At 49.7% G+C, this 26085-nt stretch carries 17 protein-coding genes; 7 read left to right on the top strand and 10 right to left on the bottom strand.

Features of this window, described 5'->3' with window-relative positions:
- Position 1: 1 nt before the first annotated feature.
- The 7 genes from ACFQRK_RS16125 to ACFQRK_RS16155 all read right to left on the bottom strand — a co-directional run bounded on the left by ACFQRK_RS16125 (position 2) and on the right by ACFQRK_RS16155 (position 13288).
- The gene (locus ACFQRK_RS16125; protein ID WP_379008561.1) at positions 2 to 1099 is read right to left on the bottom strand and encodes a glycosylase; all 1098 of its coding nucleotides are present in this window, start codon (positions 1097 to 1099) and stop codon (positions 2 to 4) included.
- Positions 1100 to 3910 carry an excinuclease ABC subunit UvrA gene (uvrA, locus tag ACFQRK_RS16130; RefSeq protein WP_379008562.1) on the bottom strand — a complete coding sequence of 937 codons (2811 nt, stop codon included), beginning with the start codon at positions 3908 to 3910 and terminating at the stop codon, positions 1100 to 1102. It abuts the gene before it with no gap.
- Positions 3911 to 4053: 143 nt separating this feature from the next.
- Complete coding sequence (locus ACFQRK_RS16135; RefSeq protein ID WP_379008564.1) at positions 4054 to 5382, bottom strand: DUF5125 domain-containing protein; 1329 nt, start codon at positions 5380 to 5382, stop codon at positions 4054 to 4056.
- Positions 5383 to 5393: 11 nt separating this feature from the next.
- Positions 5394 to 6863 carry a glycoside hydrolase family 30 beta sandwich domain-containing protein gene (locus tag ACFQRK_RS16140; RefSeq protein ID WP_379008566.1) on the bottom strand — a complete coding sequence of 490 codons (1470 nt, stop codon included), beginning with the start codon at positions 6861 to 6863 and terminating at the stop codon, positions 5394 to 5396.
- Positions 6864 to 6910: 47 nt separating this feature from the next.
- Entirely contained in the window at positions 6911 to 8422 is a 1512-nt protein-coding gene (locus ACFQRK_RS16145) for a RagB/SusD family nutrient uptake outer membrane protein (protein WP_379008568.1), read from the bottom strand.
- An 11-nt stretch (positions 8423 to 8433) separates the two neighbouring features.
- The gene (locus ACFQRK_RS16150; protein WP_379008569.1) at positions 8434 to 11418 is read right to left on the bottom strand and encodes a SusC/RagA family TonB-linked outer membrane protein; all 2985 of its coding nucleotides are present in this window, start codon (positions 11416 to 11418) and stop codon (positions 8434 to 8436) included.
- 232 nt (positions 11419 to 11650) lie between these two features.
- Positions 11651 to 13288: a DUF6377 domain-containing protein gene (locus ACFQRK_RS16155; RefSeq protein ID WP_379008570.1), complete on the bottom strand. Its 1638-nt coding sequence runs from the start codon at positions 13286 to 13288 to the stop codon at positions 11651 to 11653.
- Between the two features lie 70 nt (positions 13289 to 13358).
- Between ACFQRK_RS16155 and ACFQRK_RS16160 the strand changes: the two genes are divergently transcribed.
- From ACFQRK_RS16160 to ACFQRK_RS16180, 5 genes are all read left to right on the top strand, one after another.
- On the top strand, positions 13359 to 14357 hold the full coding sequence (locus ACFQRK_RS16160) for a 2-hydroxyacid dehydrogenase (RefSeq protein WP_379008571.1): 999 nt from the start codon (positions 13359 to 13361) through the stop codon (positions 14355 to 14357).
- 103 nt (positions 14358 to 14460) lie between these two features.
- The gene (locus tag ACFQRK_RS16165) at positions 14461 to 16611 is read left to right on the top strand and encodes a phosphocholine-specific phospholipase C (protein ID WP_379008573.1); all 2151 of its coding nucleotides are present in this window, start codon (positions 14461 to 14463) and stop codon (positions 16609 to 16611) included.
- Positions 16612 to 16958: 347 nt separating this feature from the next.
- Positions 16959 to 18395 (top strand): sensor histidine kinase, encoded by a 1437-nt coding sequence (locus ACFQRK_RS16170; RefSeq protein WP_379008575.1) that lies wholly within the window; start codon positions 16959 to 16961, stop codon positions 18393 to 18395.
- 95 nt (positions 18396 to 18490) lie between these two features.
- On the top strand, positions 18491 to 20230 hold the full coding sequence (locus tag ACFQRK_RS16175) for a phospho-sugar mutase (RefSeq protein ID WP_379008577.1): 1740 nt from the start codon (positions 18491 to 18493) through the stop codon (positions 20228 to 20230).
- A gap of 2 nt (positions 20231 to 20232) precedes the next feature.
- Entirely contained in the window at positions 20233 to 20778 is a 546-nt protein-coding gene (locus ACFQRK_RS16180; RefSeq protein ID WP_379008579.1) for an NUDIX hydrolase, read from the top strand.
- 133 nt (positions 20779 to 20911) lie between these two features.
- Here ACFQRK_RS16180 and ACFQRK_RS16185 read toward each other — a convergent pair whose 3' ends face one another.
- The gene (locus ACFQRK_RS16185) at positions 20912 to 22153 is read right to left on the bottom strand and encodes an MFS transporter (RefSeq protein ID WP_379008580.1); all 1242 of its coding nucleotides are present in this window, start codon (positions 22151 to 22153) and stop codon (positions 20912 to 20914) included.
- Positions 22154 to 22511: 358 nt separating this feature from the next.
- On the opposite strand from ACFQRK_RS16185, the gene ACFQRK_RS16190 reads away from it, so the two are divergent.
- Positions 22512 to 23177 (top strand): ABC transporter ATP-binding protein, encoded by a 666-nt coding sequence (locus ACFQRK_RS16190; protein ID WP_379008582.1) that lies wholly within the window; start codon positions 22512 to 22514, stop codon positions 23175 to 23177.
- Positions 23178 to 23191: 14 nt separating this feature from the next.
- On the opposite strand, the gene ACFQRK_RS16195 is transcribed toward ACFQRK_RS16190, so the two are convergent.
- Positions 23192 to 24748: a S41 family peptidase gene (locus ACFQRK_RS16195; RefSeq protein ID WP_379008583.1), complete on the bottom strand. Its 1557-nt coding sequence runs from the start codon at positions 24746 to 24748 to the stop codon at positions 23192 to 23194.
- Positions 24749 to 24988: 240 nt separating this feature from the next.
- Here ACFQRK_RS16195 and ACFQRK_RS16200 point away from each other — a divergent pair, with 240 nt between their 5' ends.
- Positions 24989 to 25555 (top strand): hypothetical protein, encoded by a 567-nt coding sequence (locus ACFQRK_RS16200; protein ID WP_379008585.1) that lies wholly within the window; start codon positions 24989 to 24991, stop codon positions 25553 to 25555.
- A 10-nt stretch (positions 25556 to 25565) separates the two neighbouring features.
- Here ACFQRK_RS16200 and idi read toward each other — a convergent pair whose 3' ends face one another.
- Positions 25566 to 26081, bottom strand: coding sequence for an isopentenyl-diphosphate Delta-isomerase (idi, locus tag ACFQRK_RS16205; protein WP_379008586.1), 516 nt, complete (start codon positions 26079 to 26081; stop codon positions 25566 to 25568).
- Between the last annotated feature and the right edge of the window lie 4 nt (positions 26082 to 26085).

A 26085-nucleotide genomic window follows, 5' to 3' on the forward strand; every position in this document is an offset into this window, starting at 1 on the left:
ATTAATTTTCAGTTGTTTTACGCAGGTCTACGGACGTGGCTAAAGCAATTGTGCGACCCTGGTCGCCTACCGCGTTGTAAAAATGATAGACGACGTCATTCCATTTAATTACCCAAGGCTTATGCGCAAATTCGTTGTCATAGGGCTCTGATGGCGCAATGAGGTCTTCGCCGTCCCAAGGCGTCCAATGGATGAGATCATTGGAGCAGGCAAAACGTTCGAATGCTCCCGGACGCCAGAAAGCACCGAAGTAAAACATGACGTAGAGATCATCGATTTTCGTGATCTGTGCGTCGCCGCAGATACCCTGATGCATGGTAATTAACGGTTGCTCCCCATAGCGCTTCCAGTTTTCCAGGTCGTCAGAAACGGCCATGGCAATGCTTTCAAACCCCTGTCCGTTTGCATCTTTTTCTTGCCCTTTTGCGTTGTAATACATGACGTAAGGGTAACCCGTTACCTTTTCCTTGTCCTCTATGATTAAGCTTTTGTAGATCGTCAGGTTGTCATACCATCGTGCATCGGCATCCGATGCGGACAAAATAGGTGAGGGCTTGCGCAGCCACTCCGCAGGAACCGTGATATCTTGCGTGGAGGCTAAACCGATGCCTAGCTGGCCGGCTTCATATCCGTGATCGGAACCCCCCAGGTAAGACAGCCAATACTTACCGTTGTGCTGTTTCGGCTGATAGGTACCTCCCCATTCGATATCGACGAGCGATACGTATCCGGCCTTTTGGGAGGCATCCCATGTTGAATCGGTAAACGAGAGAATCCGCCCTTTGGTGTCCCAATGGAGCAGATCGGGGCTTTCGGCCAACCATGTTTCATAACCCCTGCCGTCGAAGACGATATAAGTCATGTACCAAGTACTGTCCATCCGGAAGATGGTGGGGCTATCGACCATTTTGGTCGAATCGGGATGCGCCAGTACAATGCCGTATTTGTAAGGAGTTTTGACGGCTTCAAATACCTGGGCCATCTTTTCTTTTGATACCTGCTCCTTTTTGGTGGCATCGCTATGGCAGGATGCCAGGCTTAGTACGAGGGTTATCGCTAGCCAGGATTTCCAACGGTATCGGGTAATTGCGAGTGCCATCTAGATAAGGGATGTCTTCATATAGGCCTTTAGGAATCGAGCCGTATAGGTATCCGTATGTTTCACCATATCCTCGGGTATACCTTCAAATACCAGATTGCCGCCCGCTTGTCCGCCTTCGGGGCCGATGTCGATGATCCAGTCGGCACTTTTGATCATATCCATGTTGTGCTCAATAACGAGGATACTGTTCCCTTGTGCGATGAGCGCGTCAAACGATTTCAACAATTTCTTGATGTCGTGGAAATGAAGTCCGGTGGTGGGTTCGTCAAAGATAAAAAGCGTGTTTTTGCTGTTGTTGCCCTTGATGAGAAAAGAAGCCAATTTAATGCGTTGGGCTTCTCCTCCGGAGAGCGTGCTTGAAGACTGACCCAATTTCACATAACCCAGGCCTACCTCAGCTAGCGGTTGTAGTTTTGCGATAATTTTCGGCTGATCGGCAAAGAACTCCAATGCTTCGTCCACGCTGAGGTCGAGAATGTCGGAGACGTTTTTGTCCTTCCACGTAATGTCGAGCACGTGCTGCTTAAAGCGTTTTCCTCCACAGGCTTCGCAAGGGAGTACGATGTCGGCCATAAACTGCATCTCGATCTTGACCTCCCCTTCTCCTTGGCATACGTCGCAGCGTCCGCCTTCTACATTAAAAGAAAACGCGGCAGGTTTCAGTCCGGCGGCTTTAGCGGTCGATTGGGAGCTATACAGGGCGCGGATTTCATCCCAAGCCTTTACATAAGTGACCGGATTGGAACGAGAGGACCGGCCGATGGGATTTTGATCCACCAGTTCTACCTGCTCGATCCGCTGGATATCGCCATCGATACCGTCATACTGGCCGGTTTGCTCACCGGAATAATTACCGATCGCTTTTTGAAGTGCAGGATATAGGATGCGTTTAATCAGCGATGTTTTTCCGGAACCAGATACGCCGGTTACGACGGTGAAGACATTGAGGGGAAAGCGAACATCGATGCCTTTCAGATTATTTTCCCGGGCTCCTTTGACGAGGATGGAATCGTGCCATTTACGTCGGCTTTTTGGCACCGGTATGTGTTCCTTGCCGCTGAGGTATTTACCGGTAAGGCTATGTTCATCCGTTAGAATCTGGTTATAGGTTCCGTCAAACACCAGTCTACCGCCGTTTACTCCTGCCTCTGGCCCGATGTCAATCAAATAGTCGGCAGCCTGCATCATTTCCTGCTCGTGTTCCACAACCAATACGGTGTTGCCCACGTTCCGCAATGACTTCAAGACGCCGATAAGACGTTGGGTATCGCGCGGATGCAGACCAATGCTGGGTTCGTCCAGTACGTAGATCGAACCTACCAGCGAACTGCCCAGCGAAGTTGCGAGGTTAATCCGCTGAGATTCGCCCCCTGAGAGTGTATTTGACAGTCGGTTGAGGGTTAGGTAACTCAAACCGACGTCGGTCAGAAACTGCAGGCGGTTACAAATTTCGGTGAGGAGGCGTTGAGCTATTTTGGATTCGTTGTCCGACAATTCGAGATTCTGAAAGAATGCAAGTGCATCATCCAAGGGCATCAGTACGATATCCGAAATGGATTTCCCGTTGATTTTTACGTAGGAGGCGTCTTTCCGAAGTCGTGTCCCTTTACATTCCGGGCAGTCGGTTTTGCCGCGGTAGCGGGAAAGCATCACCCGGTACTGGATTTTATAGGTTTGCTCCTCAAGTTCCTCAAAGAAGCGATTCAAGCCCTCGAAGTAACGGTTACCTGTCCACAGCAACCCCTTTTGTTCATCCGTCAGATCGGCATAAGCCCGATGTATCGGAAAATCAAATTTTGTCGAATTGCGGATCAGGCGCTGCAACCATTCGCCCATTTTTTCACCGCGCCAGGGGGCAATGGCTCCATCGTACACGGACCGGCTTTTGTCCGGAACGACCAAATCGGGGTCAATGCCGATGATTCGTCCGTAGCCTTCGCAGCGTTTGCATGCCCCATAGGGATTGTTGAAACTGAAGAAATTAGGAGTGGGTTCTTCGAAGGTGATGCCATCGAGTTCAAATCGGTCGGAAAAGGTATGGATGGTGCCATTCACGTCCACATAGCAGTCGCCCTTCCCTTCAAAGAAGGCGGTCTGTACCGAATCGGCAATGCGGTTGGCCGTGTCTTCTTCGCCGTCGACCGTGGCACGGTCAATGACGATCTGGAGGTCGCCTTCCCGGGCGGTACGGTTCTCAAACGCCTCATTTTCCAACAAAGTTTCGATTTTCTGGACAGCGCCGCCAGATACGACCCGTACGAACCCCTTTTGCAGGAGAATGGCCAATTCTTCTTTCAACTTTCGGTTATTGCTGGGATGCAACGGAGCACAGATGGTGGCGATGGTTCCCATGGGAAGGGAAGTGACGAAGTTGGTTACCGATGTGACGGTATCTTTTTTTACCTCCGTCCCTGAAACCGGTGAATAGGTTTTTCCGACACGCGCATACAGCAACTTCAAATAATCGTAAATCTCCGTTGACGTTCCTACGGTAGAGCGGGGATTGCTGGTGATCACCCGTTGTTCAATGGCAATTGCCGGAGCGATTCCTTTGATGTAGTCAACTTCCGGCTTGGCCATGCGACCCATAAATTGCCGGGCATAGGAAGAAAGACTTTCCACATACCTTCGTTGGCCCTCTGCATAAAGTGTATCGAAGGCCAGCGAGGACTTCCCCGAACCGGAAAGGCCGGTAATGACGACAAGCCTGTTTTTAGGTATGGCTACATCGACGTTTTTGAGATTGTGTACACGGGCACCTTTGATAAGAATATGGGTTTTGGGATCGAGCGTTGTTGCTGTATTCATATGGATAAATCCGTCCGCTGATTTCGTACGGAGAAATGCAAAAGTACGGATAATTTTTTTAGTACGCGAAAAATCCCCGGCGGTTGTTCCGGGGATTTTAAGTATGAGGTAAATCTTGTCGAAAAGCGATTGCCTTGTTAGGATCAACGTGTTTCTACGTTCAAGACGGCTTGGTCGTTTCCGGCCGTGAGATCGAGTGTCAACACGTATGTCGTACCGGCTTCGAGTGTTTTTCCTTCCAATAACCCCAGATTGCCTGGATCGCGGCCATTGCTGCCATCGCCTACGAAAATCAGGTCGCTGGTGGTGCTGAGGGCGTCGTTTTTAAATTCGCCACCCCATCCTTTTTGATGGAAGAATTTAAAGTTGATGTTGTCGGCAGCGACCGTAGTGCCTGCGACAACCGTAACTTGGTAGACTTTATCCTGTATGGGCGCCATGCACAATGCTTTCTCCGGTGTCCAGCCGACAGCATTGGCGGAAACGGACGGTTTGCCGATGCCTTCTCCAATGATCCAGACGGCACCGGTGCCATCCGGTTGGAGTGCCGCCAGATCACTTCCATTGAGTGCTTCAACGATGAAGTACCGATTATTGAAGTCAGCCGTAATCCGGTAGTTACCACTCTTGGGTTGGAAAAGGAGTTTATCCGAGCCATCTTTGGCAAAATAATCCGGATCTATCCACCAGCTCGCGAGATCATCAAACCCGTCAATGATCACCTCCTCTTCTTGGTTCAACGCGAGGTCGACGCTGTAGTGGGTGTCGTCTACCCGCTTCATCACGGTCTGGTTGATTGCATAAGCGATGATAAACGGAGCAGCTTCATATGTCAAGCTGTTGAACGAAATGGTATATTCGCCGGAGAAGGCGTTGGAAAAAGGAATATTATTCGTGCTTCCTTCTTTGATGGCATTATCTATCCACCCAAATGTCAATTCGTTGCCCGCTTCACCGAATGTGGGCGTTTTAATGTAACCGCTCATCCGGGCGGGAAACGTGGAGGTCGCCGCATAGGTATATGGGCCGGTGCGCTCGAGCCGGTATTCGGCAACGTCGGTCACGAGTGTCAGATACGGATAGTCCGGTCGCTCAAGCGGTAGGTCGTATTGTTCTTCGGCGACGGTGAAGTTAATGTTTTGAAGGACCAACTTGAGCGTCGCGGTGCCATTAGGCACGTTGGCATAGTAAGGAACAAAGATCTTACCCGTATAATCGCCGTTTGTCTTTGTGCGGATGACCGTTTCGGAAACTAGCTCGTCACTGTAATAGAGACGCGCCTTGAGGGTAGAAAGCGGGACTTCAGCATCCGAAACGCTTACGGTAAAGGCCAAGCTATCTCCGAAATATGCCGACGAAAATTCGGTTTTGGGATCGATGATCGGGTTCCCTGACGGTTTGGTTTCTTCCTTTTTGCAGGCACCCGTCAGCAGGCCTGTCAAGATCAATGCGTAAAAAAGTTGCTTGTTCATGTCGTGAAGTGCTATTTCCAACGGTAAGAGACGACCGCCTTTGCGGGTACGTCGTAGCTAAAATGGTTTGTGCCATCATCCAGCGTAATGCGCCTTGGTTCCGTGCTGTTGTTAAGCAGCACCGTGGCCAGGCTACCGTCCGGATTTTCGAAAGCGGCGTAGAGTAGTCCGGTCGATGTAAAGCCGGAGGTGCCAATGCGGGTGGCTCCCGGTTTAACGACTGCTGCCAAATGACTGATGACGTAATAGTGCGAATTCCGTTGAATGGCTTGGTAATTGCCTTTGTTGATATCGACTGCCCCGTAGCAGGTCTGGCACCCGCCTTCGCGGTTCGGACCCCGCTCGCTGTCCAGCATAAGGTTCCATACAATGACCGCTTTGCTCCCGTTCTTTACCGTGCCAAGGCCCACCTCCTCCATATCTTTCATCAGGCGTACCGACAGGTTGTGCCCATCATTCCACGTACCAATGGATGTTTCCGTAAAGATCAGTTCTTTGTCGGGACGCTGCTGTTGAATGTCCAGAAGTTCCGCCCGGTTGCCTCCGTAGTTGTGATATGCAGCGCCTGCGACATATGCCGCGACGGCCGGATCCTGATACACCTTAACAGGGTAATCCTCCTGATCGGTCATATTGTCGTAGTTGTAATTGTGGTCAAAGACATAGATTTTGGTGCTTAACCCCGCGCCCCGCAAGGCCGGCCCTAAGCCTTCCTTGATAAAAGCCTGTTGTTCTTGCCATCCCATGAACAGTGACGCTGAATTGCCACGGTTAAGCGGTTCATTCTGGGGGGTGATGGCGTAAACGGGAATTCCCTGCGTTTCCATCGCCTGGATCCACTTGACGAAATATGTACCGTAGTCCTGGTAATGAGCCGGGTTGAGGTGGCCGCTGGTCCATGACATATGGGGTTGCAGGTCGGTCAGGTTGTTGACTTTCATCCAACGTGGCGGAGTCCAGGGGGAGCCGATGATTTTGATCTCCGGATTGATGGCCAGGATTTCCTTTAAGATTGGGATGACATATTCCAGTTCTTCGCTTTGCAGGGCAAAATTTTCAATCCCCGGCTCATCGCATAAGCTGTATTCGCTGAGCGAAAAGTCCGAACAACCAATAGCAATACGGATGTAGCTATGGCCATACCCTTCCGTTTGGGAGAATGTTTCCTTGAGGAATTTTGTCCGGTCATCGGCGGCCATCTGCATCAGGTTGTAGCTAGCCGATCCGGTCACGGCCGTACCAAAACCATCCATGGTCTGGTACTTTTCATTGCGGTTCAACCGGATGGTCGTGGGTGACATATTAGATGAGGAGCCAAAAATTGCGGATTGCCAAGCGAGGTCCTGTGACCGATTGGCGGTCGTCACAAGGATATCCACATCGCCTTCCACAACCGGAGGTTCAGGTTCAGGCTGGGGGGCAGTGTCATTGTTCGAGCTGCACGTGGCGAAAAGGAAGCCAACCAATAGAAGCTTTGACATATGTTGATAAAAAAAGCTGAGATTCATAATAACATAATAATACGAGGTTAATAGCCTGGATTTTGTTCAAGTTTCGGATTCTGATCAATTGCGTCCTGTGGAATCGGCAGCCGATAGGAGGTTTCATTGAAAGGATAAACCTGCCGGAGCCGGCCTTCGTCCCGGGCGTACACTGCGTTCATCACCGCTTCCACCTTTTCCAAACGAACGAGATCAAACCAGCGTTGGCCCTCGAACGCGAGTTCCAGCCGTCGCTCTTTCAGGAGGGCATCCAATAAGGCGTCCTGATTGCTGCGTATGGCACTCGGCAAGCGACCCAGACCGGCACGCTGGCGAATGCGATCAATGATGGCACCTGCACCTTCCAGGTCTTGGGTCATGATCAAGGCCTCAGCCTTTAGCAGCAGGATATCGGCATAACGTAGTTTAATGATGCTGTTGTGTGCCGAACGGATTTTGTACATAAATGGATAATTGTCGGCAGGATAGTAATTGCTCCAGGTTGTCTGATAGTACACGATGGCCTGTTCGTAGCGCTTTTGGTCGCCCTCCTGTTGATAGGCCCGGATCAAGTCTCGGGAAGGTGTGACCCATTTGGCCCAGGTGAAGCTATTATTCCAATTGGACAGGTCCCTGCCGAACATCCAAGTTACCCAATTGCCACTGCCGGGAAAGAACTGTGCTTCCAGGATGGACTCTACGGTGTTGCGCATTTTGGCGTCTGTACCGGCCTCATTGGCCCCGAACAGGTCGCTCAGGTCGCTCACGAGGTCAAAGCCGTCTGCGGCAAGTTCATCGGCATATTGAATCACCTTTGTGTAGTCCCGTATCGGTTTTTCAGCGTACACTTTGGCCAGCATTGCGCGGGCTACCGATTTGCTGAATAGGGTCTTGTCTGCCGGATTGACGTCGGGAGCATCTGGAAGCGCTTCTAACAGGTCTTTCTCAATCTGCCGGTAGACCTCTTCTTCCGGTGCTTGATCCGGGAAATAAAGGTCGTATACCTCTTCGATGTTTTCAGCGGTAATGTCCGGTGCTTCTGTCGTAATGAGCGGCACATTGCCCCAGATCCGTACCATATCAAAATAAACCAACGCCCGGAAAATTTTAGCTTCGGCTTTATAACGGGCTCGCTCAGCCGACGTAAGCGAGGCGTCTTCAACGCTGTCGATGTTGACAATCAACCGATTGGCTCTAGCGATGTCTTCCAGGTAACCGTTCCAGTCGCGAGCTATGACCGAATTTGACCCTTCGATGGCGTTGTTTTCAAAAGGCACCACCTCCGCGCCGGTGGTACCCCCATAGGCGTTGTCTGCATGTGCCTCGGCGATCAGCAACAAATCTAAGTACCAGTGTTCTTGCCGATCGTTGAGCCGGCGATAGAGGCCCTGCATATGTCCTACCACGGCGGCCTTATCTTTAAAGGCGACCTCTTTTCCGGTCTCGCTGACGCCTTCGGTGACGTCCGAGTAGGTGTCTATGGGTTCGGTGATCAAGGAGCATGACGACAGCATCGCTGCCAGGCATGATATTGTTAATATGTGAAGATGTCGTTTCATCGCATTCAGGATTAAAATTCAAGATTAACGCCAACTACAAACGAGCGGCTTTGCGGATAGGTGCCCCAATCTATCCCCTGTACGGCCCCGCTATTGCCCCATTGGTTGACTTCAGGGTCCATTCCCGAATAATTGGTCCAGGTAAGTAAGTTGGTGGCCGAAATATAAGGCTGAATCCGGTTGATACCCAGTCGGGTCAGCGAGTTTGTACGGACGTTATACCCGAGTGATAGGTTTTTTACCCGGAGGTAACTCCCGTCCTCCACAAAGTAAGAGGAGTTACGTAAGGTAAACCCGGCTCGTGGTACGTCGGTGATCTGACCGGGGATGCGCCAGCGGTCTAGCACACGGGTCGACTGGTTTTTGCCGTCGTACATCCCTTCGGTCTCGATACGTGAAGCGTTGAACACATCGTTTCCGTAGGATCCTTGGAGGAAAACGCTGAGACTGAAGTTCTTCCAAGAAAGCGAGTTGGTCAGCCCAAATGTGAAATCGGGATTTGGATCGCCGATGTAGGTCCGGTCAGTAGAAGAAATCCGGCCGTCTGCATTCAGGTCACGATAAATCATATCGCCCGTTTCCGGATCTACACCATCGCTGATGTACCCGAAGAATCCACCGAGTGCTCGCCCTGGCTCATTACGCACCACGTTTTCACGGATCACATCACTGGTTCTAGCCGTTGTGTATACCTGCTGAAGCGCCAATTTGTCCAATCGGTTGCGGTTAAAGGAGATGTTGAAGTCGGTTTCCCAACCAAACTCGCCGGTCAGGTTGCGGCTATTTACGGCCATTTCGAATCCGCGGTTGCTCATTTCTCCCTCGTTGCGGATGATGGAACCGGACGTTTGGCCCGGCGGAAGAGTGACGTACATGAGCATGTCAGTGGTTTTCTTGTGGTAGTAATCCAGGTTTACGGTTAGCCTACTGCTGAAAGCCGTAAAATCGATGCCGACACCCGTTTGGGTAGTGGTCTCCCATGTAAGGTCCCGTGTACGCAGGTTGGCGGGCAAAATGGTGGGCACCGCATTGGCATACTCTTCTTCAAACCACGGGAGACGTGTAAGATTGTACCGCTGCAAATATCCATAGTCGCCCACTCCGGATTGGTTGCCCGTCTGTCCCCAGCCCCCGCGGATTTTTAGATCATCCAGCCAAGCGACGTCTTGAAGAAACGGTTCGGCGGAAAGTCGCCAGGCTGCCGAGAGGCTTGGAAATACGCCCCATCGGTGATCGGGATGAAGTTTGGAAGAGCCATCGGAGCGAAGGTTGGCGGTCACGAGGTATTTGCTGTCAAAATTGTAAGAAATGCGCCCGAAGAAGGACATGATGGTCCAGTCCGAACCGCCACTTCCAGTATTGTCCCATGCAATGCGGTTGGCGGCATTAAGCGTCTGTATCAGTCCGTTCCGGTAATGCGAACCGTTAATCCAACTGTTGGAGTAATCAGATTGGGTCCAAGAGGACCCCGCCATCACCTCCAGGCTATGCCGGTCAAACGATTTACTGTAATTCGCCACGTTGTCCCAGGTGAGCACCGTATTGGTGTTGCGGTTATCCGACCCTTCACCGAACTGGTTGCGGCCCCAGGAGGTGGTATAGGGATCCAGAAAGGAAGTATTTACCGCATTGCGGCGGTCCAGGGTAAATGAAGACTTGAGCGACAGTTCGGGAAGGAAAGTAATTAAGGCGTGTCCCGAAGCAATTATCCGGTTTTCCCGGTTCTTGTTATCCTTGCTACGGGCTAAATTTTCCAGCGGACTTGTGATATTGACGCCATAGAAATTGGTGTTATATTGCCCGGGATTTTCCGGATCCCATATCGGAGCGAAAGTTGGCGTGTTGATCACCGACAGTACCACACCGCCCCGATTGGCACCGTTTCCGGTGTTGACTCCGTTGTTGGAATAGTCGGAATAGGTGACGTTGGCATTGACATTAAGCCATTTCCGCACCTGATTGTCAATGTTAGCCCTAAAATTATACCGTTTGTAAAAAGCCGCATTAAGTGTGCCCTGTTCATCCAGGTAACCGCCTGAAAGGAAGTATTTCAGCTTCTCCGTACCATCCGAGATAGATACTTGATAGTTTTGAATCTGGCCGGGGCGATAGGTTTCCTTAAACCAATCGGTCTGATCAGTCAGCCCATCCGGTAAATTTACGATGCCGATCTCGTCCATCAGCTCGGCGTATTGCGCAGTGTTTAGGGGTGTGATCGAGTTGGCAACCCGATTTTGGGTCACTTGGGCGTTTACTGCAATGCGTGCCTCACCCGGCTTACCGGTTTTGGTAGTGATCAGCACCACCCCGTTGGCTGCACGTGAACCATAGATAGCCGCGGAAGATGCGTCTTTCAATATTTGCATGTCGGCAATGTCTTGCGGCGAGAGGAAATTAATGTTGTCTACCGGTACGCCATCCACCACGTAAAGCGGGTCGTTGCTAGCGTTAAATGAAGTAGTTCCCCGTATCCGGATAGACGTTTCGCCTCCGGGAGCACCATTGGGTTGAATGACAGACACACCGGCGGCTCTACCTTGAATCGCCTGCGCTGCCGATACGATCGGCCGTTCATTGAGGTCGTCCATCGAAACGCTGGCAATAGCGGTGGTCACATCTTTGCGTTTTACAGATCCATATCCGATCACCACCACGTCTTCCAGCACGTTCAACGCGGGGTGGAGTTGCACCACCATGGGTTGACCTGCGGCAGGCAGTTCGAGAGAATGATAACCGATAAAAGAAATAGCGATAATGGCCTCTCCGGGCACGTTATTAAGCACGAAAAAGCCATTTTCGTCGGTTGTTGTTCCGTTAGTTGTTCCCTTTTGAGATACGGACACCCCCAATAACGGTTCGCCAGTGCTTGCATCGGTCACGGTACCCGTAATACGCCGGACATTGGGTTGGGCAAAGCCGGGTGAGGCACTGATGCATGCCAGTAGTAAAAGAATAGGGAATAGACCCCTTTTGAATTGAATAAAAAAAAGCTGCATATCCAAGATGTTAATACAGGTTACTAATTGGGTGTAATTGGTGACCCCAATTATATCACATAGCGACTATCGCTTGTGTCAGACAAAATTAAGCGTCCTTTATGCGCAAGCGCCATACCCAGAAACGTGATGAGGGGAAAAAGTAAGGTGCTTTAAAGTGTAGGTTGTTTGTATTCAGCATATTAGGGTTTTTCAGGCCACGGAAAAAGTAGCCCTAAAGAAAGGATTTGGATCAGGAAATCTGCCGAAGCGTACCGATTTGCTTGATTTTTGCTTCAAATTCTTCGCGCGACATCGCTGTTTTGTGCCTTATTTTCGTGCGATAGTTATAAACGGTTTGCAGGGAATAGCGCAAGAAGCCGGCGATTTTCACACTATCTGTGATGCCCAGGCGCAACAACGCAAAAATCCTCAACTCGGTATTGAGTTGTTCTCCGGGCTTTGGATGGATTGCTTCATCCGGTAAAAGCAAACTGTTGAATTCGGAAACGAATGTCGGATAAAGGTTGAGGAAGATGGTGTCAAAGTTATAATACAGCTCGGCCAATTCGTTTTCGGCAAGGTCTGTCGATTTTAGTTCCTTGAGTAATAGATCGTAATGGTTGTTGACGGCTTTCTTATGAAGGGATTTGCGATAATTTTCGAGCTTTTCAATGTTAGCCGAACAAATGTCAAAAAAATGCGCGATGTATTCTTCCTTGATATGGTTCGCCTCGAACAGGTTTTCGTTGGCCTCCTGGAGGGCATGGTTTAGCTGACTAAGCTGTTGGTTGGTTTCGAAAAGGGCCTTTCGGGTTTTAGCGAGGCGTTTCACCTGGATATAGCTGTACGCGATGCCAATAATCAAACCGATAGACAACAAGCTGGTTAAAATCAAGAAATGCCGGAGTTTTGCCTTCTGTTCCTGTTCGAGTGTCCGGAAAGACGCATTAATGATGGGGTAATAGGTGGTACTCTCTACTGTACGATACCGGACATTACAAAAAATGGCGTCGTTGATCGCTGACTCCATAAACTGATAGGCCTGTGTAATATCGCCCATATCGTAGAACGTGAGTGCTAAGCTTTGGAAAGACGCATTGTCTTTGATGGAGTTTATGACGTCGGTAACGGCTGATAAAGCAAAATAATGCAGTTGCCGGTCAATATCACCCTTATTTTTACTGATGATCCCAAGGAGGTAAGTAATGAGCGCTTGCTCTGGATTTTTCCTGTCGGTCTGTCCGAGCAAGGCAAGCAATCTCGTTTCTGCCTGTCTGGGTTGCCCGCGGTATAGGATGCGCGTTGCCGCAGTGATTTTATATTTTAATGAGGCCGTATCGAGCACAGCCAATAGCGAATCGCGATATAATTCGCTTTTCCGGTAATAGATGTCGTTGCCATTGCTTTGTCCATAACGGCTACAGAAAGCAAGGTAGGTTTCGAAATAATTGGGTAGCAGCTCGTCGGCAAGCGTATTACGGTTGATTCCCTTGAGCAATCCTTCCGATTCGATATAAAGCCCACCGGAGGAATATAGCCAGGCCAATTGGATCGCGGTTTCGTCTTTGAAGAGAGTGTTGGCTAACTTCTCTGCTATCTGTTGGTTTTGTTGTGCGTGAAAAATGGCGGAGTCGGCTTGGTATTTTTTATACCCTTCGATAAGCTGCCGGTTTATTTGATATCTGCGAATGAGATTCGACTTGTTCAAGTGCAGCTGTTGCTTGAGGGCAGCAAGCTGGTTTTCTTTTATCGTATCGTATAGACTCCTGTTTTGCATCACTTGCCGAAGTTGCACAAGCACAGCATCGTCCGCCTTAGCGGGAAAAGCAACTAAGGCTATGATGAGCAGCAACAAGAAAGGGCTCGGCTTCATCTTACAAAAGTACATAAAATGGGCTTATAGAAAGGCGGGTGTAACGAAGCGTTATGTTCCGGAAGTAACTTGTTATCTTTAACCCATGAAAATCAGTTTTTTCTCTGCAAAGCCCTATGACCGGACGTTTTTTGGGCGGCTCAACGAAACTTTCGGCTTCGAGTTCATATTTTATGAAACACATTTGGGGCCGCACATTGTCAATGTAGTTGAAGCATCGGATGCTGTTTGTGCATTTGTAAATGACAAGCTCTCCGCGGAGGTATTGGGCGCATTGGCCAACCGGGGCGTGAAATACATTGCCATGCGATGTGCTGGTTTCAATAATGTCGACCTGGACGCCGCGAGAAAATACGGCCTGCGCGTTTGCCGGGTACCGTCCTACTCGCCTGAAGCGGTAGCAGAACATGCCTTGGCCATGATGCTCACCCTTAACCGAAAAACCCATAAAGCGTATAACCGTGTGCGGGAGCAGAATTTCTCGCTCAATGGTCTCATGGGCTTTAATCTTCACGGGAAAACGATCGGTGTCGTCGGTACGGGCAATATCGGAAAAGCATTTATCCGCCTTATGAGCGGTTTTGGCTGCGAATTACTTGCCTATGACCTGGCTGAGGACGATGCGCTTAAAGCCGCCGGCGTGCGGTATACGCCGTTGTCCGAACTGTATAGTCGGGCAGATGTTATTTCGTTGCATTGCCCGTTGACCGAAGATACGAAGCACCTCATCAATCCCGCATCGCTAAAGCTTATGAAGCCGGGCGTTATGATTATCAATACAAGCCGCGGTGGGCTCATTGACACGACGGCCGCGTTAGAAGGGCTGCGATCCAAGCGCATCGGCTATCTGGGGATTGATGTATACGAACAGGAAGAGAAGCTCTTTTTCAGGGACCTTTCACAGACGATATTGGACGATGATGCGATCCAGCTGCTTATGAGCTTTCCTAATGTGTTGGTGACGGGCCACCAAGCCTTTTTTACGGCTGAAGCATTAGAAGAGATTGCTTCTACGACGCTGACCAACCTGTCACGCCTTTCACAGGGACTTAATCCCGAAAATCCGGCAGCGTTGCTGGTATAAGCAGCAGGCGATTGCCGGTGGACTGGCTTTTGTGGGGGTCATCCGTAACGAATAAAAGCAATTTATCTTAACTTTAGACCCGATAACCTATATAGTTCATAGCATGTCGAAGTTACACCGAAGAGATTTCATTAAAATATCTGCGACGGCCGGACTGGCCGCCTCCCTCTGGGAGCCCCTTTTGCAAAAAGCGTTGGCGGTAGAGGCGCATACGGCCACACGGTCGATAAAAGATGTGCAGCACATTGTCATCCTCATGCAGGAAAATCGTTCATTTGACCACTATTTCGGTGCCATGAAAGGCGTGCGTGGTTTTGGAGACCGTTTTCCGATTCCCCTTGAAAGCGGCCAGCGGGCATTTCATCAATCGGATGGCCAAAAAATTGTGCCTCCTTATCGAGTCGATAAGAAAGCGTCAAATGCGGCTTTCATCAACGGCACTCCGCACAATTTTCCAGATACGCAAGCTGCTTGGAATCAAGGAAAATATGGGTTTTGGCCGTTGTTCAAAACACCCTCATCCATGGCTTATTACACCCGGGAGGAAATTCCTTTTCAGTACGCCATGGCCGAATATTTTACCATCAGCGATGCGTATCATTGCTCCATCGCGACCGGGACAGACCCGAACCGGATCGTTTTCTGGTCTGGGTCGGTTTGTGACCCGTTAAAACGGGCAGCGGGTATCAATTGTACGGATGCGGACTCCGAGCCGGTTAATCTCCGCTGCTGGATCAAGGGTGAAATGCCCGAGCCGGGATATACATACCAAGGAAGCGCGTTCAGGTGGCCCACCATTCCCGACGTATTGCAGAAAGCCGGGATAAGTTGGCGCATTTATCAAGACCCGAATGACAATTGGACCGGAGCCATGCATGGTTGCCTGGCGTTCGATAGTTTTCGGAACGCCAAGCCTGGCGATCCGATTTACGAAAACGGGATGCGGCATTGGTCGCTGGAGGACCTGGCCAATGACGTAAAAAACAAAAAACTGCCCCAAGTGAGCTGGATATTGCCTTCGCAAAGCAACTCGGAACATCCGGGCGCCCCTTCCAGTCCTTACCGTGCCTCTGATTTTACGCATCAGGTATTGTCGGCCATTACATCCAATCCGGAGGTATGGAGCAAAACGGTATTCTTCCTGACGTTCGATGAGAATGATGGTCTTTTCGATCACCTGCCGGCTCCCGCGGTTCCTTCTTATAACCTGGATGGCACGCTCGCGGGCAAGTCTACGATAGACGTTGCTGGCATGTATTTCCATGACGATAAGGATAATCTGGAAGATATGGAGACCGATCGCGTCTATATCGACAAAAGGGATAACATTTCCGGCAATTTGCGCCCTTGGGGCATGGGGCCGCGCGTGCCCCTGTACATTTTGTCTCCTTGGAGTAAAGGTGGCTGGGTTGATTCTGCCGTAGCCGACCATACATCGGTGGGACAGTTCTTAGAGAAAAGATTCGGCATTGTCATTCCGGCTATCTCCCCTTGGCATCGTGCGGTTAGCAGCGACCTGACGTCGGCATTCGACTTTGTCACGCCCAACGATCCGAAGCTACCGATCATGCCGGACACATCCGGATTTGAACGCATAGATGCCGCTTCAAAGGAACTTCCCAAGGCGACGGCTCCGCAACAACCTTCCCAATTGTATCAAGAGCGGGGAACCCGTCTTTCAAGAGCGCTTCCCTACCGCCTGCATTGCACACTGAAACGCCTGAAAGACCAGAATCAGGTGCAGTTGCTTTTTGCAAACAAGGGCGGCAAAGGTGCGGTATATCATGTATATGATATGCATAGGCTGGATCGAATCCCACGCCGGTACACCGTAGAGGCAGGCAAATCATTGACAGACGAATGGACGGTCGGTGAAACCAAGGGTGCGTATGACCTCGAAGTATATGGCCCTAACGGTTACTTTCATAAATTCGCGGGAAATATGGGCAATGCTGAACCGGAAATCGAACTGGAATATAATCACCGCAATAGCGGGCTGTCTATCTTTTTACGGAACGGTTCGCCCGCTCGGCTAACGATAGAAGTTGAGGCAAATGCATACGGTTATGAAAAGCTGGGGCCTGTTGTCCTGGCTCCCGGCAAAACGCAAAAGGAACGGGTAAATCTTGAAATGAGTAACTGTTGGTACGACTTCACGGTAAAAGCCGCTAGTGGATTTTCGCACCGTTTTGCAGGAAGGGTTGAAACAGGGCGGAACGGCATCAGTGACCCCGCAATGGCAACGGAAATATAGTCCCTCGAGTCAGTACCGAATCCGGAGGTATAACATCAAGGCGCACAACGCCACCGCAAGAAAGAAGCAAGTGAGCCCGAAGCTCCGGACACGACTGCGTGCGTGAGCGGACAGAAAAGAATGCCTGCTATTTTTCGATAATAGATAGGTGCCGAGATATCCTCCGATAAATAACAACACGATCGCTAAAAAGAGGACTTTCATTTTCCGGATGAAAATAGCGTTTGCTTTGCATAAATCCAAATTCGGCGTAATGGAAAAAGGTTTTTGGAAGTGACAGAAAAGTGGTCCGGGAAGAACGGAAATTAAACGATTTTCAATTATGTTTGTAAATCCGTGCTTTTAGGTTGAAAATTGCATTGAAAGGCAAATACAGCAACTCTTTTTTTGACTCGCTTGGCGCTTGCTGGCTGGCATTGACCGGAAAGCCGAGTGAGCTGCCACGCGAAAACCGTGGCTTTAATGTCGTGTCGCTATACATGATCCTCTTGTTGGCGATTTTGATTCCTTTAGACCTGTATCTCGGTTTGTGGGAAATTGCGATCGGGTTGATCGTGACCGAAGGAATGCTGGTCACCATGTTCTTTTTATCGCGTTACCGGGGTTTACACCGTGTAGGATTAATCGTCTATGCAGTGTACAGCTACCTGCTCGTTATTTTTACATACTTCTACAATGGTGGTAACGCAGGGCCGGCGCTCTATTTTTTTCTGCTAACCTACCTGCTTGTGATCGCATTTACTGCGCAAAAACTTCATTGGATCTGGACGGGATTGCACCTTATCTTACCGGTTGGCTTGCTGGTCATGGAATATGCTCATCCATCTGTTGTAATTAGAAGCTATGACTCAAGAAGCTCGCGCTTCACCGACTTGACCACGTCTTTCCCCATTATTATCATCTGTATTTTTGCGGCAACCAGCTACCTCCGGAAGGCCTACGAACGCGAACGGGTGGCCGCTGAGCTCCGGGCCAAGCAAATTGAAAATAAAAATAAGCGGATTAGGTTACAGAATAACTTGTTGCGGAAGGCAAATCGGGAAAAAATAGAATTGATTTCGATTCTGGGTCATGACTTAAGAAACCCGCTGAACGCCATGACGGGTACGCTCGAAATCCTCAATAATGAAGATCTTCCGCCCGAAGTAAAAAAGAAGCTAAAAGACGATCTGTTAGTCGCAGCCCACCATACATCGGCGATGCTTAATAATGTGCTCGCTTGGGTATCCGGACAAATTAAGGGAATCAGGCCCTTGCTTACTTGGGTAGAACCCGAGGTAATTATTGAGCGTGTAATGGCGGTGCAGGGGCTTATGGCTGAAAAAAAAGAAATCTCCTTTCAGCTGGACATTGGATTAGGCATCCGGGTGCTTTCGGATGCTGAAATGCTCGAGGTGATTATCCGTAATCTGGTAACGAATGCCCTTAAATTTACACCTCAGGGAGGGACAATTAGCGTAACCGTATCCGAAAGTCCGGCAACCAACCAGTGTACAATCGCTGTCCGCGACGACGGCGTCGGTATGACGGATGAAGATGTCAAACATATTTTTAATGGCCATATTCAATCGACCTATGGAACCGAAAGCGAAAAAGGCATCGGGCTAGGTTTATTTCTATGCCGGGAGCTTACCCTTAGATTAAACGGAGAAATCCGAGCAGAAAGCGAACTGGGTAAGGGCTCCGTTTTTTATCTTGCATTGCCGCTGTATCATATCGATCGGCCTGATAACCCCTCGTCTCGGATCATTTCAAAGAAGAACATATTGCACTCTTCCAATTGATTTATGGCCGGATAGCGCAATGGAATTATTTTTGTAAGATAGGATTTCGTGAATGCCCTGCATTTTACTATGTTTGAAAGGAAAGAAATTTGATTATGATGACAACGAATTTAGATCCAGCGATCCAGACGCGTGCTGAAAGTTGGCTGCGTGCGCCGTACGATGAAACCACGATAGCGTCTGTGAAAGAATTGTTTGATACAGAGCAATACACGGAATTAACGGACAGTTTCTATAAGGATCTCGAATTTGGGACGGGCGGCCTTCGGGGTATTATGGGCGCGGGCACCAACCGTATGAATAAATATACCATCGGCCGGGCGACGCAGGGATTGAGCAATTACCTGCTTAAAACCTACGCAGGAGAACAAATTAAAGTGGCAATTTCATATGATAGCCGGAATAACTCCCAATCGTTTGCGCGTTTGGTAGCCGACGTTTTTTCGGCCAATGGTATTCAGGTTTACCTGTTTTCCGAACTGCGTCCCACTCCGCACCTGTCATTTGCTGTACGGCACCTAGCGTGCCAAGCTGGAGTGATGCTGACCGCCTCCCACAACCCGAAAGAATACAACGGTTATAAAGCGTATTGGAACGATGGCGGGCAGCTGGTGCCGCCTCATGATAAAAACGTGATTAGAGAGGTATATGCCATCGAAGATCCAAGCCAAATCAAATTTACCCCCGAAGAAGCGAACATCCATTTGTTGGGCAAGGAAATGGACGACGCTTACTTGGATGCCATTGCAAGCTTGATCATCCGCCCGGAAGCAGTGAAGCGCCAGGAGGACCTGAAAATCGTTTACTCACCCATCCATGGAACGGGCGTTACGCTGGTACCACCCGCCTTGGAGCGTTGGGGTTTTGTCAATGTACATTTGGTGGAGGCGCAAGCCAAACCCGATGGCAATTTTCCGACCGTAGTGTATCCAAATCCCGAAGAAGAGGAAGCGATGTCGTTGGCGGTCAAAACCGGCGAGCAAATCGGAGCCGACGTTATCTTTGCTACTGATCCCGACGCTGACCGTGTTGGCGCCGCGGTAAAAAACAAGGATGGCAATTATCAACTGCTCAATGGCAACCAGATCGGAAGCCTGTTGGTCAACTATGTGCTGTCAGCCAAGAAAGAACAGGGCGATTTGCGTCCCGATGATTACGTCGTGAAAACCATCGTGACAACTAACCTGATTGCGGATATCGCCAAGCAATACGGCGTGACTTACTATGATACCCTCACGGGCTTTAAGTACATCGGCGAACTGATTACGTTGAAAGGCGGGCAGGGCCGCTTTCTTGTGGGCGGTGAGGAAAGCTACGGCTATCTGGTAGGCGAACTGGTGCGCGATAAGGACGCGGTCGTATCTGCCGTATTCATCGCTGAAATGGCAGCTTATTATAAAGACCAGGGCAAAACGTTGTTCGACGCGCTAATAGCGCTATATGTACAGCATGGTTACTATAAAGAAAAACTGATCTCGCTGACCAAGAAGGGAAAGGCCGGAGCCGAGGAAATCAGGGCGATGATGGAACGCCTGCGGTCCGAACCGCCCCAAACCCTTGGCGGCATTGATGTTGCTGAGATCAAGGATTACGAAAAAAGTGAATCGTACAATCTGAAGACGGGTAAGCGCGAAGTGATTAACCTGCCCAAGTCAGACGTCTTGCAGTTTATCACCGTGGATGGGGACGTGATCTCGGCCCGTCCTTCGGGCACGGAACCGAAGATTAAGTTTTACTGCAGTGTACGGCAGCCGCTTAACAGCGCTGCGGATTTCGAGCGTGTAGGGCAGGAACTGGAAGAACGGGTAGACCGGATCATGAAAGATATCGCTTAAGTATGCTGCACTGGGAAACGCTTTCGTCTGAATATTTGGTGCAGGCACCCTGGGCAGTTCTGCGAAAAGATGTCTGCCGCATGCCAAACGGGCATGTGGTGCCGGAGTACTATGTGTTGGAGTACCCCGATTGGGTGAACATGGTGGCGCTTACGGCCGACAATCAGTTTATTCTCGTCAAGCAATACCGTCATGGCGTAGCGCAGGATGTGCTTGAAATACCGGGCGGAGTCATTGATCCCGGTGAGGATGCTCGCACTGCCGCTGTCCGGGAAATGCTGGAGGAAACTGGGTACCGATTTGATGCCGTGGAGGAATTAGCCACGCTTTTCCCGAATCCTGCTACAGCAAATAACCGTACGTATACGTTCCTGCTTACCGGCGGCGTGAAGGTGCAGGAACAGGATCTCGACGAACAGGAGGAGATCGATGTTATGCTGGTTTCTCCCGAAGAATTGAAACAACTCCTAGTCGGAAACCAGTTCGGGCAGGCATTGCATACCGCTGCCCTGTTCTATGCATTGGTGCATCTGGGATTATTGAAATAGCTGGGCTTTTGAAATAAAGTGTCCGATATCGAACAACAGATGTAGTTAGTGAGTGAGGCAATCGCCAGCATGTAATCGCGGCGATGGCCTGCTTAGCATGACCGCTTACCGCATGCGGCGGGAGCGATGGCCTTTAAAAGACCGGCGCTTCCGCTTCCGCCGCCTCTGCAATCCGAGGGGTGCGTTGTATTCTTTCCGTAACGGTCGGCGCGGGGCTTTTCCGTGCCTGCTGTAGAATGAATGCCAATGCGAAAAGAGCGCCGAATGCTGCCATGGCAGCGCCCACCCATTCCGGTGAGGTATAGCCATGTCCCATGGCAATGGGTAACCCACCCAGGAAGGCACCCAGCGCGTTCCCAATGTTGAAACTGGCCTGGCTTACGGAGGCGGCCAGCATTTCCGACCCTTTGGCGGTATTGATCATCAGCATCTGGATGGGAGCTGCTAAAGCAAAAGCCGTGGCGCCCAGCACGAAAGTCATCACTAAAGAGGGAATCGGATAAACAGACAAATATCGTTGTGCAACCAACGCCGCGGCCATTGCAACGAGCAGTATGAGGGAAGCCTTGGCCGGCGAAACAAGGTCGGCCAAGCGTCCGCCTGCGAGATTGCCGACAAACATCCCCAGGCCGGCCAACATTAAGATGTATGTCATGGACGACTCGGAGAAGCCCGCCACTTTGGTCATCAACGGCGAAATATAACTGTACCACGAAAAAAGGCCGCCTGTGCCAATAGCGATCATTCCGACGATCAACCAAGCTTCAGAACGCCTAAAAAAGCCCAACTGGGTCTTTAGGTCGCCCGCATGTTTCACTGGCATACTGGGCATCCACAGTTTCAGTGCGAGCAACGTTACGATGCCCACCGATACCACAATGGCAAACGAATACCGCCACATAAAGTGGTGTCCAATGTAGGTACCCAGCGGCACGCCGATCAGGTTGGCAATGGTGAGACCGGCAAACATGATGGAAATGGCCTGCGCTTCCTTACCCGGCTTGGCCAGACGGCTGGCCACCACTGACCCTACGCCGAAAAAGGCCCCGTGCGGTAAACCCGCTAGCACCCTCGAAATGAGCAATGACGTATAGCCCGGAGCGAAGGCGGTAAATGCATTGAAAACCGTGAAAAGCACCATCAGTCCGATGAGAATGCGCTTGGGCGGATATTTGCTGGCAGTGGCTACAAGTAATGGCGCACCGATGACCACGCCAAGGGCGTACGCAGCGATTAAGTGACCTGCTGTTGGGATGTCTATGGACAGGTCACTTGCGATATCTTCCAGCAAGCCCATCATTACAAATTCAGTGATGCCAATGCCCAATCCCCCAAATAGAAGCGACAGTAGACTTTTCTTTATTGTTGTTTGCATCGTGCGTTATTTAACACTTAGTGTAAAAAGTACACAAAGGTAATGCGATTTTTCTTTGCTTGCTTATGCAGCCGGATAAAATCGCCAAAAAATGATACAAGCCTGATAATTGCTGCAGGAGGGTGCAAGAAAAGTGTACGAAATCGTACAATCAATTGTCCGGTATCGCACACTGCTCCAACTCGGTTTCTGATATGTATCTCGTTAATAACGCGTTATACTAATGGAGAGATTTTGGCAAGGAACGATGTAATTAATATATTTGAATCTGACAGACACGTGTCGTCAATTCGATTACTAACGCAGCGCGCATAATCAAACAATAGAAAAAATCCGATAGCTGAAAACCGAGCAAAACATGATTCAACTGAACAATATTTTCAAATGGTATAATGTGGGGGGGAGCCGTTCCTTCGTACTCAAAGACATAAATCTTCATATCGCCGAGGGTGAGTTCGTCTCCATTATGGGGCCTTCCGGGTCAGGGAAATCCACTTTGCTCCATATTTTAGGACTTTTGGACGAACCCGATGAGGGGCAATATCTGTTCATGGGCGAGCATGTACTCGGATTGAAGGAAAAGCAGCGCTCGGCGTTATATAAACAGCACATTGGCTTTGTATTCCAAGCGTATCACCTCATCGACGAATTGACCGTGTATGAAAACATCGAGACGCCGCTTATCTACAAAAATCTGAAAGGCAGCGAACGCAAGGCGATCGTCGGGGACTTGATTGATAGGTTTGGCATCGTTGGTAAAAAAGATCTCTTTCCGACGCAATTATCCGGAGGTCAGCAGCAATTAGTAGGCATCGCGCGGGCATTGGCTACGACTCCCAAGCTGTTGTTGGCGGATGAACCTACCGGCAATCTGAACTCGAAGCAGGGCGAGGAAATCATGAACCTTTTCAAACAGCTCAATGAAGAAGATGGGGTAACCATCATACAGGTGACACACTCGGAAAAAAATGCCGAATATGGCAATCGGATCATCGAATTGCTAGATGGCCAGATTGTGAAATAAGGACATGCTGGGTCTCAGTTTTCCTGCAGCGCAATCAGTGCTTGCGCCAGTACTTTGTCTGAGCGGTTGCGGACTTTGAAAAAGGCTTCATTGCCAAAATAATAACGGCCCAACAGCGCTTCTATGTCGCTCCGGACCATGGGTTTTATCCGATCGGCCTCCATAAGGGTGAAAGGAACGCCATTATCCGTTACGTACTGCAAAAAATTAGCATATTCCCGGTCGGGCAAAAAATACCCTTTCAGGTAATTTTCCACGGAGTAGGCCGGCAACGATTTTGTCAGCCGCCCATAAACATAGTCTTCAATCAGGTTCGCCTGACGGATATTCCGATATAAAGCACTTATTTTGCTGCTGTCTGCGGAAACCCAAACATCAGGTGAAATGCCCCCGCCAGCATACACATGTTTGCCCGATAAGGTTGTAAAACTCAAGTTGTCGGTATCGCGCCGCGCGGAATCAGGTGTATCCTTCTTTTGAAGACTCTTGATTCTTGGATTTGTATATGATTTCTGGATGCATCTTCCCGAAGGCGTGTAATAACGCGCCACCGTCAGATTTAGCGCCGAGCCGTCGCCAAAACCAAACTGTTCTTGCACGAGGGCCTTTCCATATGACGGTCGGCCAACGATAATGCCGCGTTCCAGGTCCTGGATCGCTCCTGCAACGATTTCGCTGGCAGATGCAGACTGTTCATCGATCAAGATGGCCAGATCGCCATCGCCAAATACACCATCGGCGCTTGAATAATAATCGGTTCGGGGTTCGTGTGCTCCTTCTGTGTATACGATCAGCCGTTTGTCGACGAAAAACTGGCTGGCCAACGCCGTTGCGGCGTTAAAATATCCGCCCCCATTTTCCCGGAGGTCCAAAATTAACCGCTGCGCGCCTTGTTTCTTTAGTTGTTGAAGGGCGCTCTTGAAATCGTCGCTCGTTTTTGCACCGAAACGCCTGATTTTAATGTATGCGGTTGCACTGTCTAGGATATATGCCGCATCGATGCTGCTTACATCTACCCGGTCGCGAATTATTTTTAGCGGCAGAGGCAAACTTTTGCCATTGCGGTTTATACTGAGCTCGATGGTTGTTCCCCGACGGCCGCGTACTTTCGCTTCAATAGCTTTCTCAGAGATGTTGACTCCGGCAATGGTATCTCCATCGATTGCTATCAATTTATCTCCTACGCGCATACCCGCTCGTTGGGCAGGCCCGCCGGTCACCAAACCTACGGTCATCAACGTATCATTTAAATTATAGTACTCGATGCCGATGCCTTCGAAGCTTCCTTCGAGCGCTTCGTGCTGTTTTTGTGCCTGATTAGGTCTAAGGTATTCGGAGTACGGGTCCAATTGCTCCACAATTTCATCGATGGCAAGATCCTGCAGTTGATCGATATTTAGGCTGTCCACATAATTTTCGGCAATCAGATCGATCATGCGCTGTACTTTTCCAGTTTTGTCCGTAATGCCCAGGGGTAGCAAGCTATTTGTACCTGAATGGCTGTTTTCGTCGGCATAATTTTGTCCAAGCAAGAGACCTAGTAACAACGCTGCCCCATAGGTAGCAGCCATAAATAAATTTCTTTTAGTGTCCTTGCGCATATCCTTGATAACACGCGCTAAATTAAATAGTTTCCCCCATTTTCTGCCTGAAACATGCAAAATTTACAAAAAAATGGTTTCGCTTTGGCGAAAAAAGTAGTCTGTCGGAAGCGGCCATTATCGATAGGCTATGCGAGGTCGGCCAGGGTGAAGGCAATTTATTTTCTGACGAAATATTCTCATTTTTGCAAAAATAAAATACGCAAAGCGATGCACGAGATTGAGCCTTATTACCGATGGAGAGATGATTACATCGCAGCCGAAGATGAGTTGTCTCCGTTTTACGGAACGGAGTACAGTGAATTTGAATTTGACAAACAGGTATACAACTTCCTGCTTCATCCTCAATGGGATAATTTTGGCTCCAACACACTGTACCTTAAAGTTTTGTTTGCCGATTACCAGCGAGGTTATGCCATTATCGAGTTGATCGGCGAATGGAATGATGCGATATACAACGATATCATGCTGCTCAAAAGGGAAGTGATCGACTTGATGGTCGATGCGGGAATTAACAAATTTATCATGATTGGTGAGAATGTGCTTAATTTCCACGCTTCGGACGACTGCTATTATGAAGAGTGGTTTCAGGACATTGAGGATGGCTGGATAGCGGGCATTAATTTCCGCGGCCACGTGATTGACGAATTCAAATCGAGCAACCTCGATTACTTTATCAATTTCGGGGGTAAGCTGGACGACTTAAGCTGGCGTAACCGAAAGCCGCTGCAGGTCTACAAAGCTGTGGAAGAACAGCTTATGAAGCGGTTGCATTGAGGGCTTTTGTTCAAGCTTTTTCGAACACCTTCCCATAGATTAACTTGAACCAAGCGGTATACACTTCGGGGGTTTCCATGTTTTCACGTTCGATTGTCTCGCGATCTGCCCATCGATACGTGGCCACTTCTGCCGGATTGGGAGTAGGCGCATGGTCGGTATGTCCGATGAATACGTGATCTAATTCGTTTTCCACCAGTCCGTTGTCAAAAGATGCGCGATAGCAGAAAGTAAAGGCAAAGGTCAAGGGTGCGCGCAAGCCCATTTCTTCTTCCAGTCGGCGATGAGCCGCCTCCAGAGCCGTTTCGCCGGGTGCCGGATGGCTGCAACAGGTATTGGTCCATAGCCCTGCGCTGTGGTATTTATGGGCTGCCCGCTGTTGAAGTAAGAGACGGCCGCCGCTATCAAAAATAAAAACACTGATGGCTCTGTGGAGCAGCCCCTTTTGATGCGCTTCCAGTTTTTCCATCGTTCCGAGGGGATGGTCATGCTCATCCACCAGGATTACTTGTTCGTTTATGGCCATTGTC

Origin of the sequence: Parapedobacter sp. GCM10030251 (genome assembly GCF_042666505.1) — a bacterium.
Lineage (GTDB): Bacteria > Bacteroidota > Bacteroidia > Sphingobacteriales > Sphingobacteriaceae > Parapedobacter.

What these genes read in the sequence shown, in the direction of transcription:
- ACFQRK_RS16125 (WP_379008561.1), bottom strand. Translation starts at nt 1,099, where the DNA reads ATGGCACTCGCAATTACCCGATACCGTTGGAAATCCTGGCTAGCGATA.
- uvrA (WP_379008562.1), bottom strand. Translation starts at nt 3,910, where the DNA reads ATGAATACAGCAACAACGCTCGATCCCAAAACCCATATTCTTATCAAA.
- ACFQRK_RS16135 (WP_379008564.1), bottom strand. Translation starts at nt 5,382, where the DNA reads ATGAACAAGCAACTTTTTTACGCATTGATCTTGACAGGCCTGCTGACG.
- ACFQRK_RS16140 (WP_379008566.1), bottom strand. Translation starts at nt 6,863, where the DNA reads ATGTCAAAGCTTCTATTGGTTGGCTTCCTTTTCGCCACGTGCAGCTCG.
- ACFQRK_RS16145 (WP_379008568.1), bottom strand. Translation starts at nt 8,422, where the DNA reads ATGAAACGACATCTTCACATATTAACAATATCATGCCTGGCAGCGATG.
- ACFQRK_RS16150 (WP_379008569.1), bottom strand. Translation starts at nt 11,418, where the DNA reads ATGCAGCTTTTTTTTATTCAATTCAAAAGGGGTCTATTCCCTATTCTT.
- ACFQRK_RS16155 (WP_379008570.1), bottom strand. Translation starts at nt 13,288, where the DNA reads ATGTACTTTTGTAAGATGAAGCCGAGCCCTTTCTTGTTGCTGCTCATC.
- ACFQRK_RS16160 (WP_379008571.1), top strand. Translation starts at nt 13,359, where the DNA reads ATGAAAATCAGTTTTTTCTCTGCAAAGCCCTATGACCGGACGTTTTTT.
- ACFQRK_RS16165 (WP_379008573.1), top strand. Translation starts at nt 14,461, where the DNA reads ATGTCGAAGTTACACCGAAGAGATTTCATTAAAATATCTGCGACGGCC.
- ACFQRK_RS16175 (WP_379008577.1), top strand. Translation starts at nt 18,491, where the DNA reads ATGATGACAACGAATTTAGATCCAGCGATCCAGACGCGTGCTGAAAGT.
- ACFQRK_RS16180 (WP_379008579.1), top strand. Translation starts at nt 20,233, where the DNA reads ATGCTGCACTGGGAAACGCTTTCGTCTGAATATTTGGTGCAGGCACCC.
- ACFQRK_RS16185 (WP_379008580.1), bottom strand. Translation starts at nt 22,153, where the DNA reads ATGCAAACAACAATAAAGAAAAGTCTACTGTCGCTTCTATTTGGGGGA.
- ACFQRK_RS16190 (WP_379008582.1), top strand. Translation starts at nt 22,512, where the DNA reads ATGATTCAACTGAACAATATTTTCAAATGGTATAATGTGGGGGGGAGC.
- ACFQRK_RS16195 (WP_379008583.1), bottom strand. Translation starts at nt 24,748, where the DNA reads ATGGCTGCTACCTATGGGGCAGCGTTGTTACTAGGTCTCTTGCTTGGA.
- ACFQRK_RS16200 (WP_379008585.1), top strand. Translation starts at nt 24,989, where the DNA reads ATGCACGAGATTGAGCCTTATTACCGATGGAGAGATGATTACATCGCA.
- idi (WP_379008586.1), bottom strand. Translation starts at nt 26,081, where the DNA reads ATGGCCATAAACGAACAAGTAATCCTGGTGGATGAGCATGACCATCCC.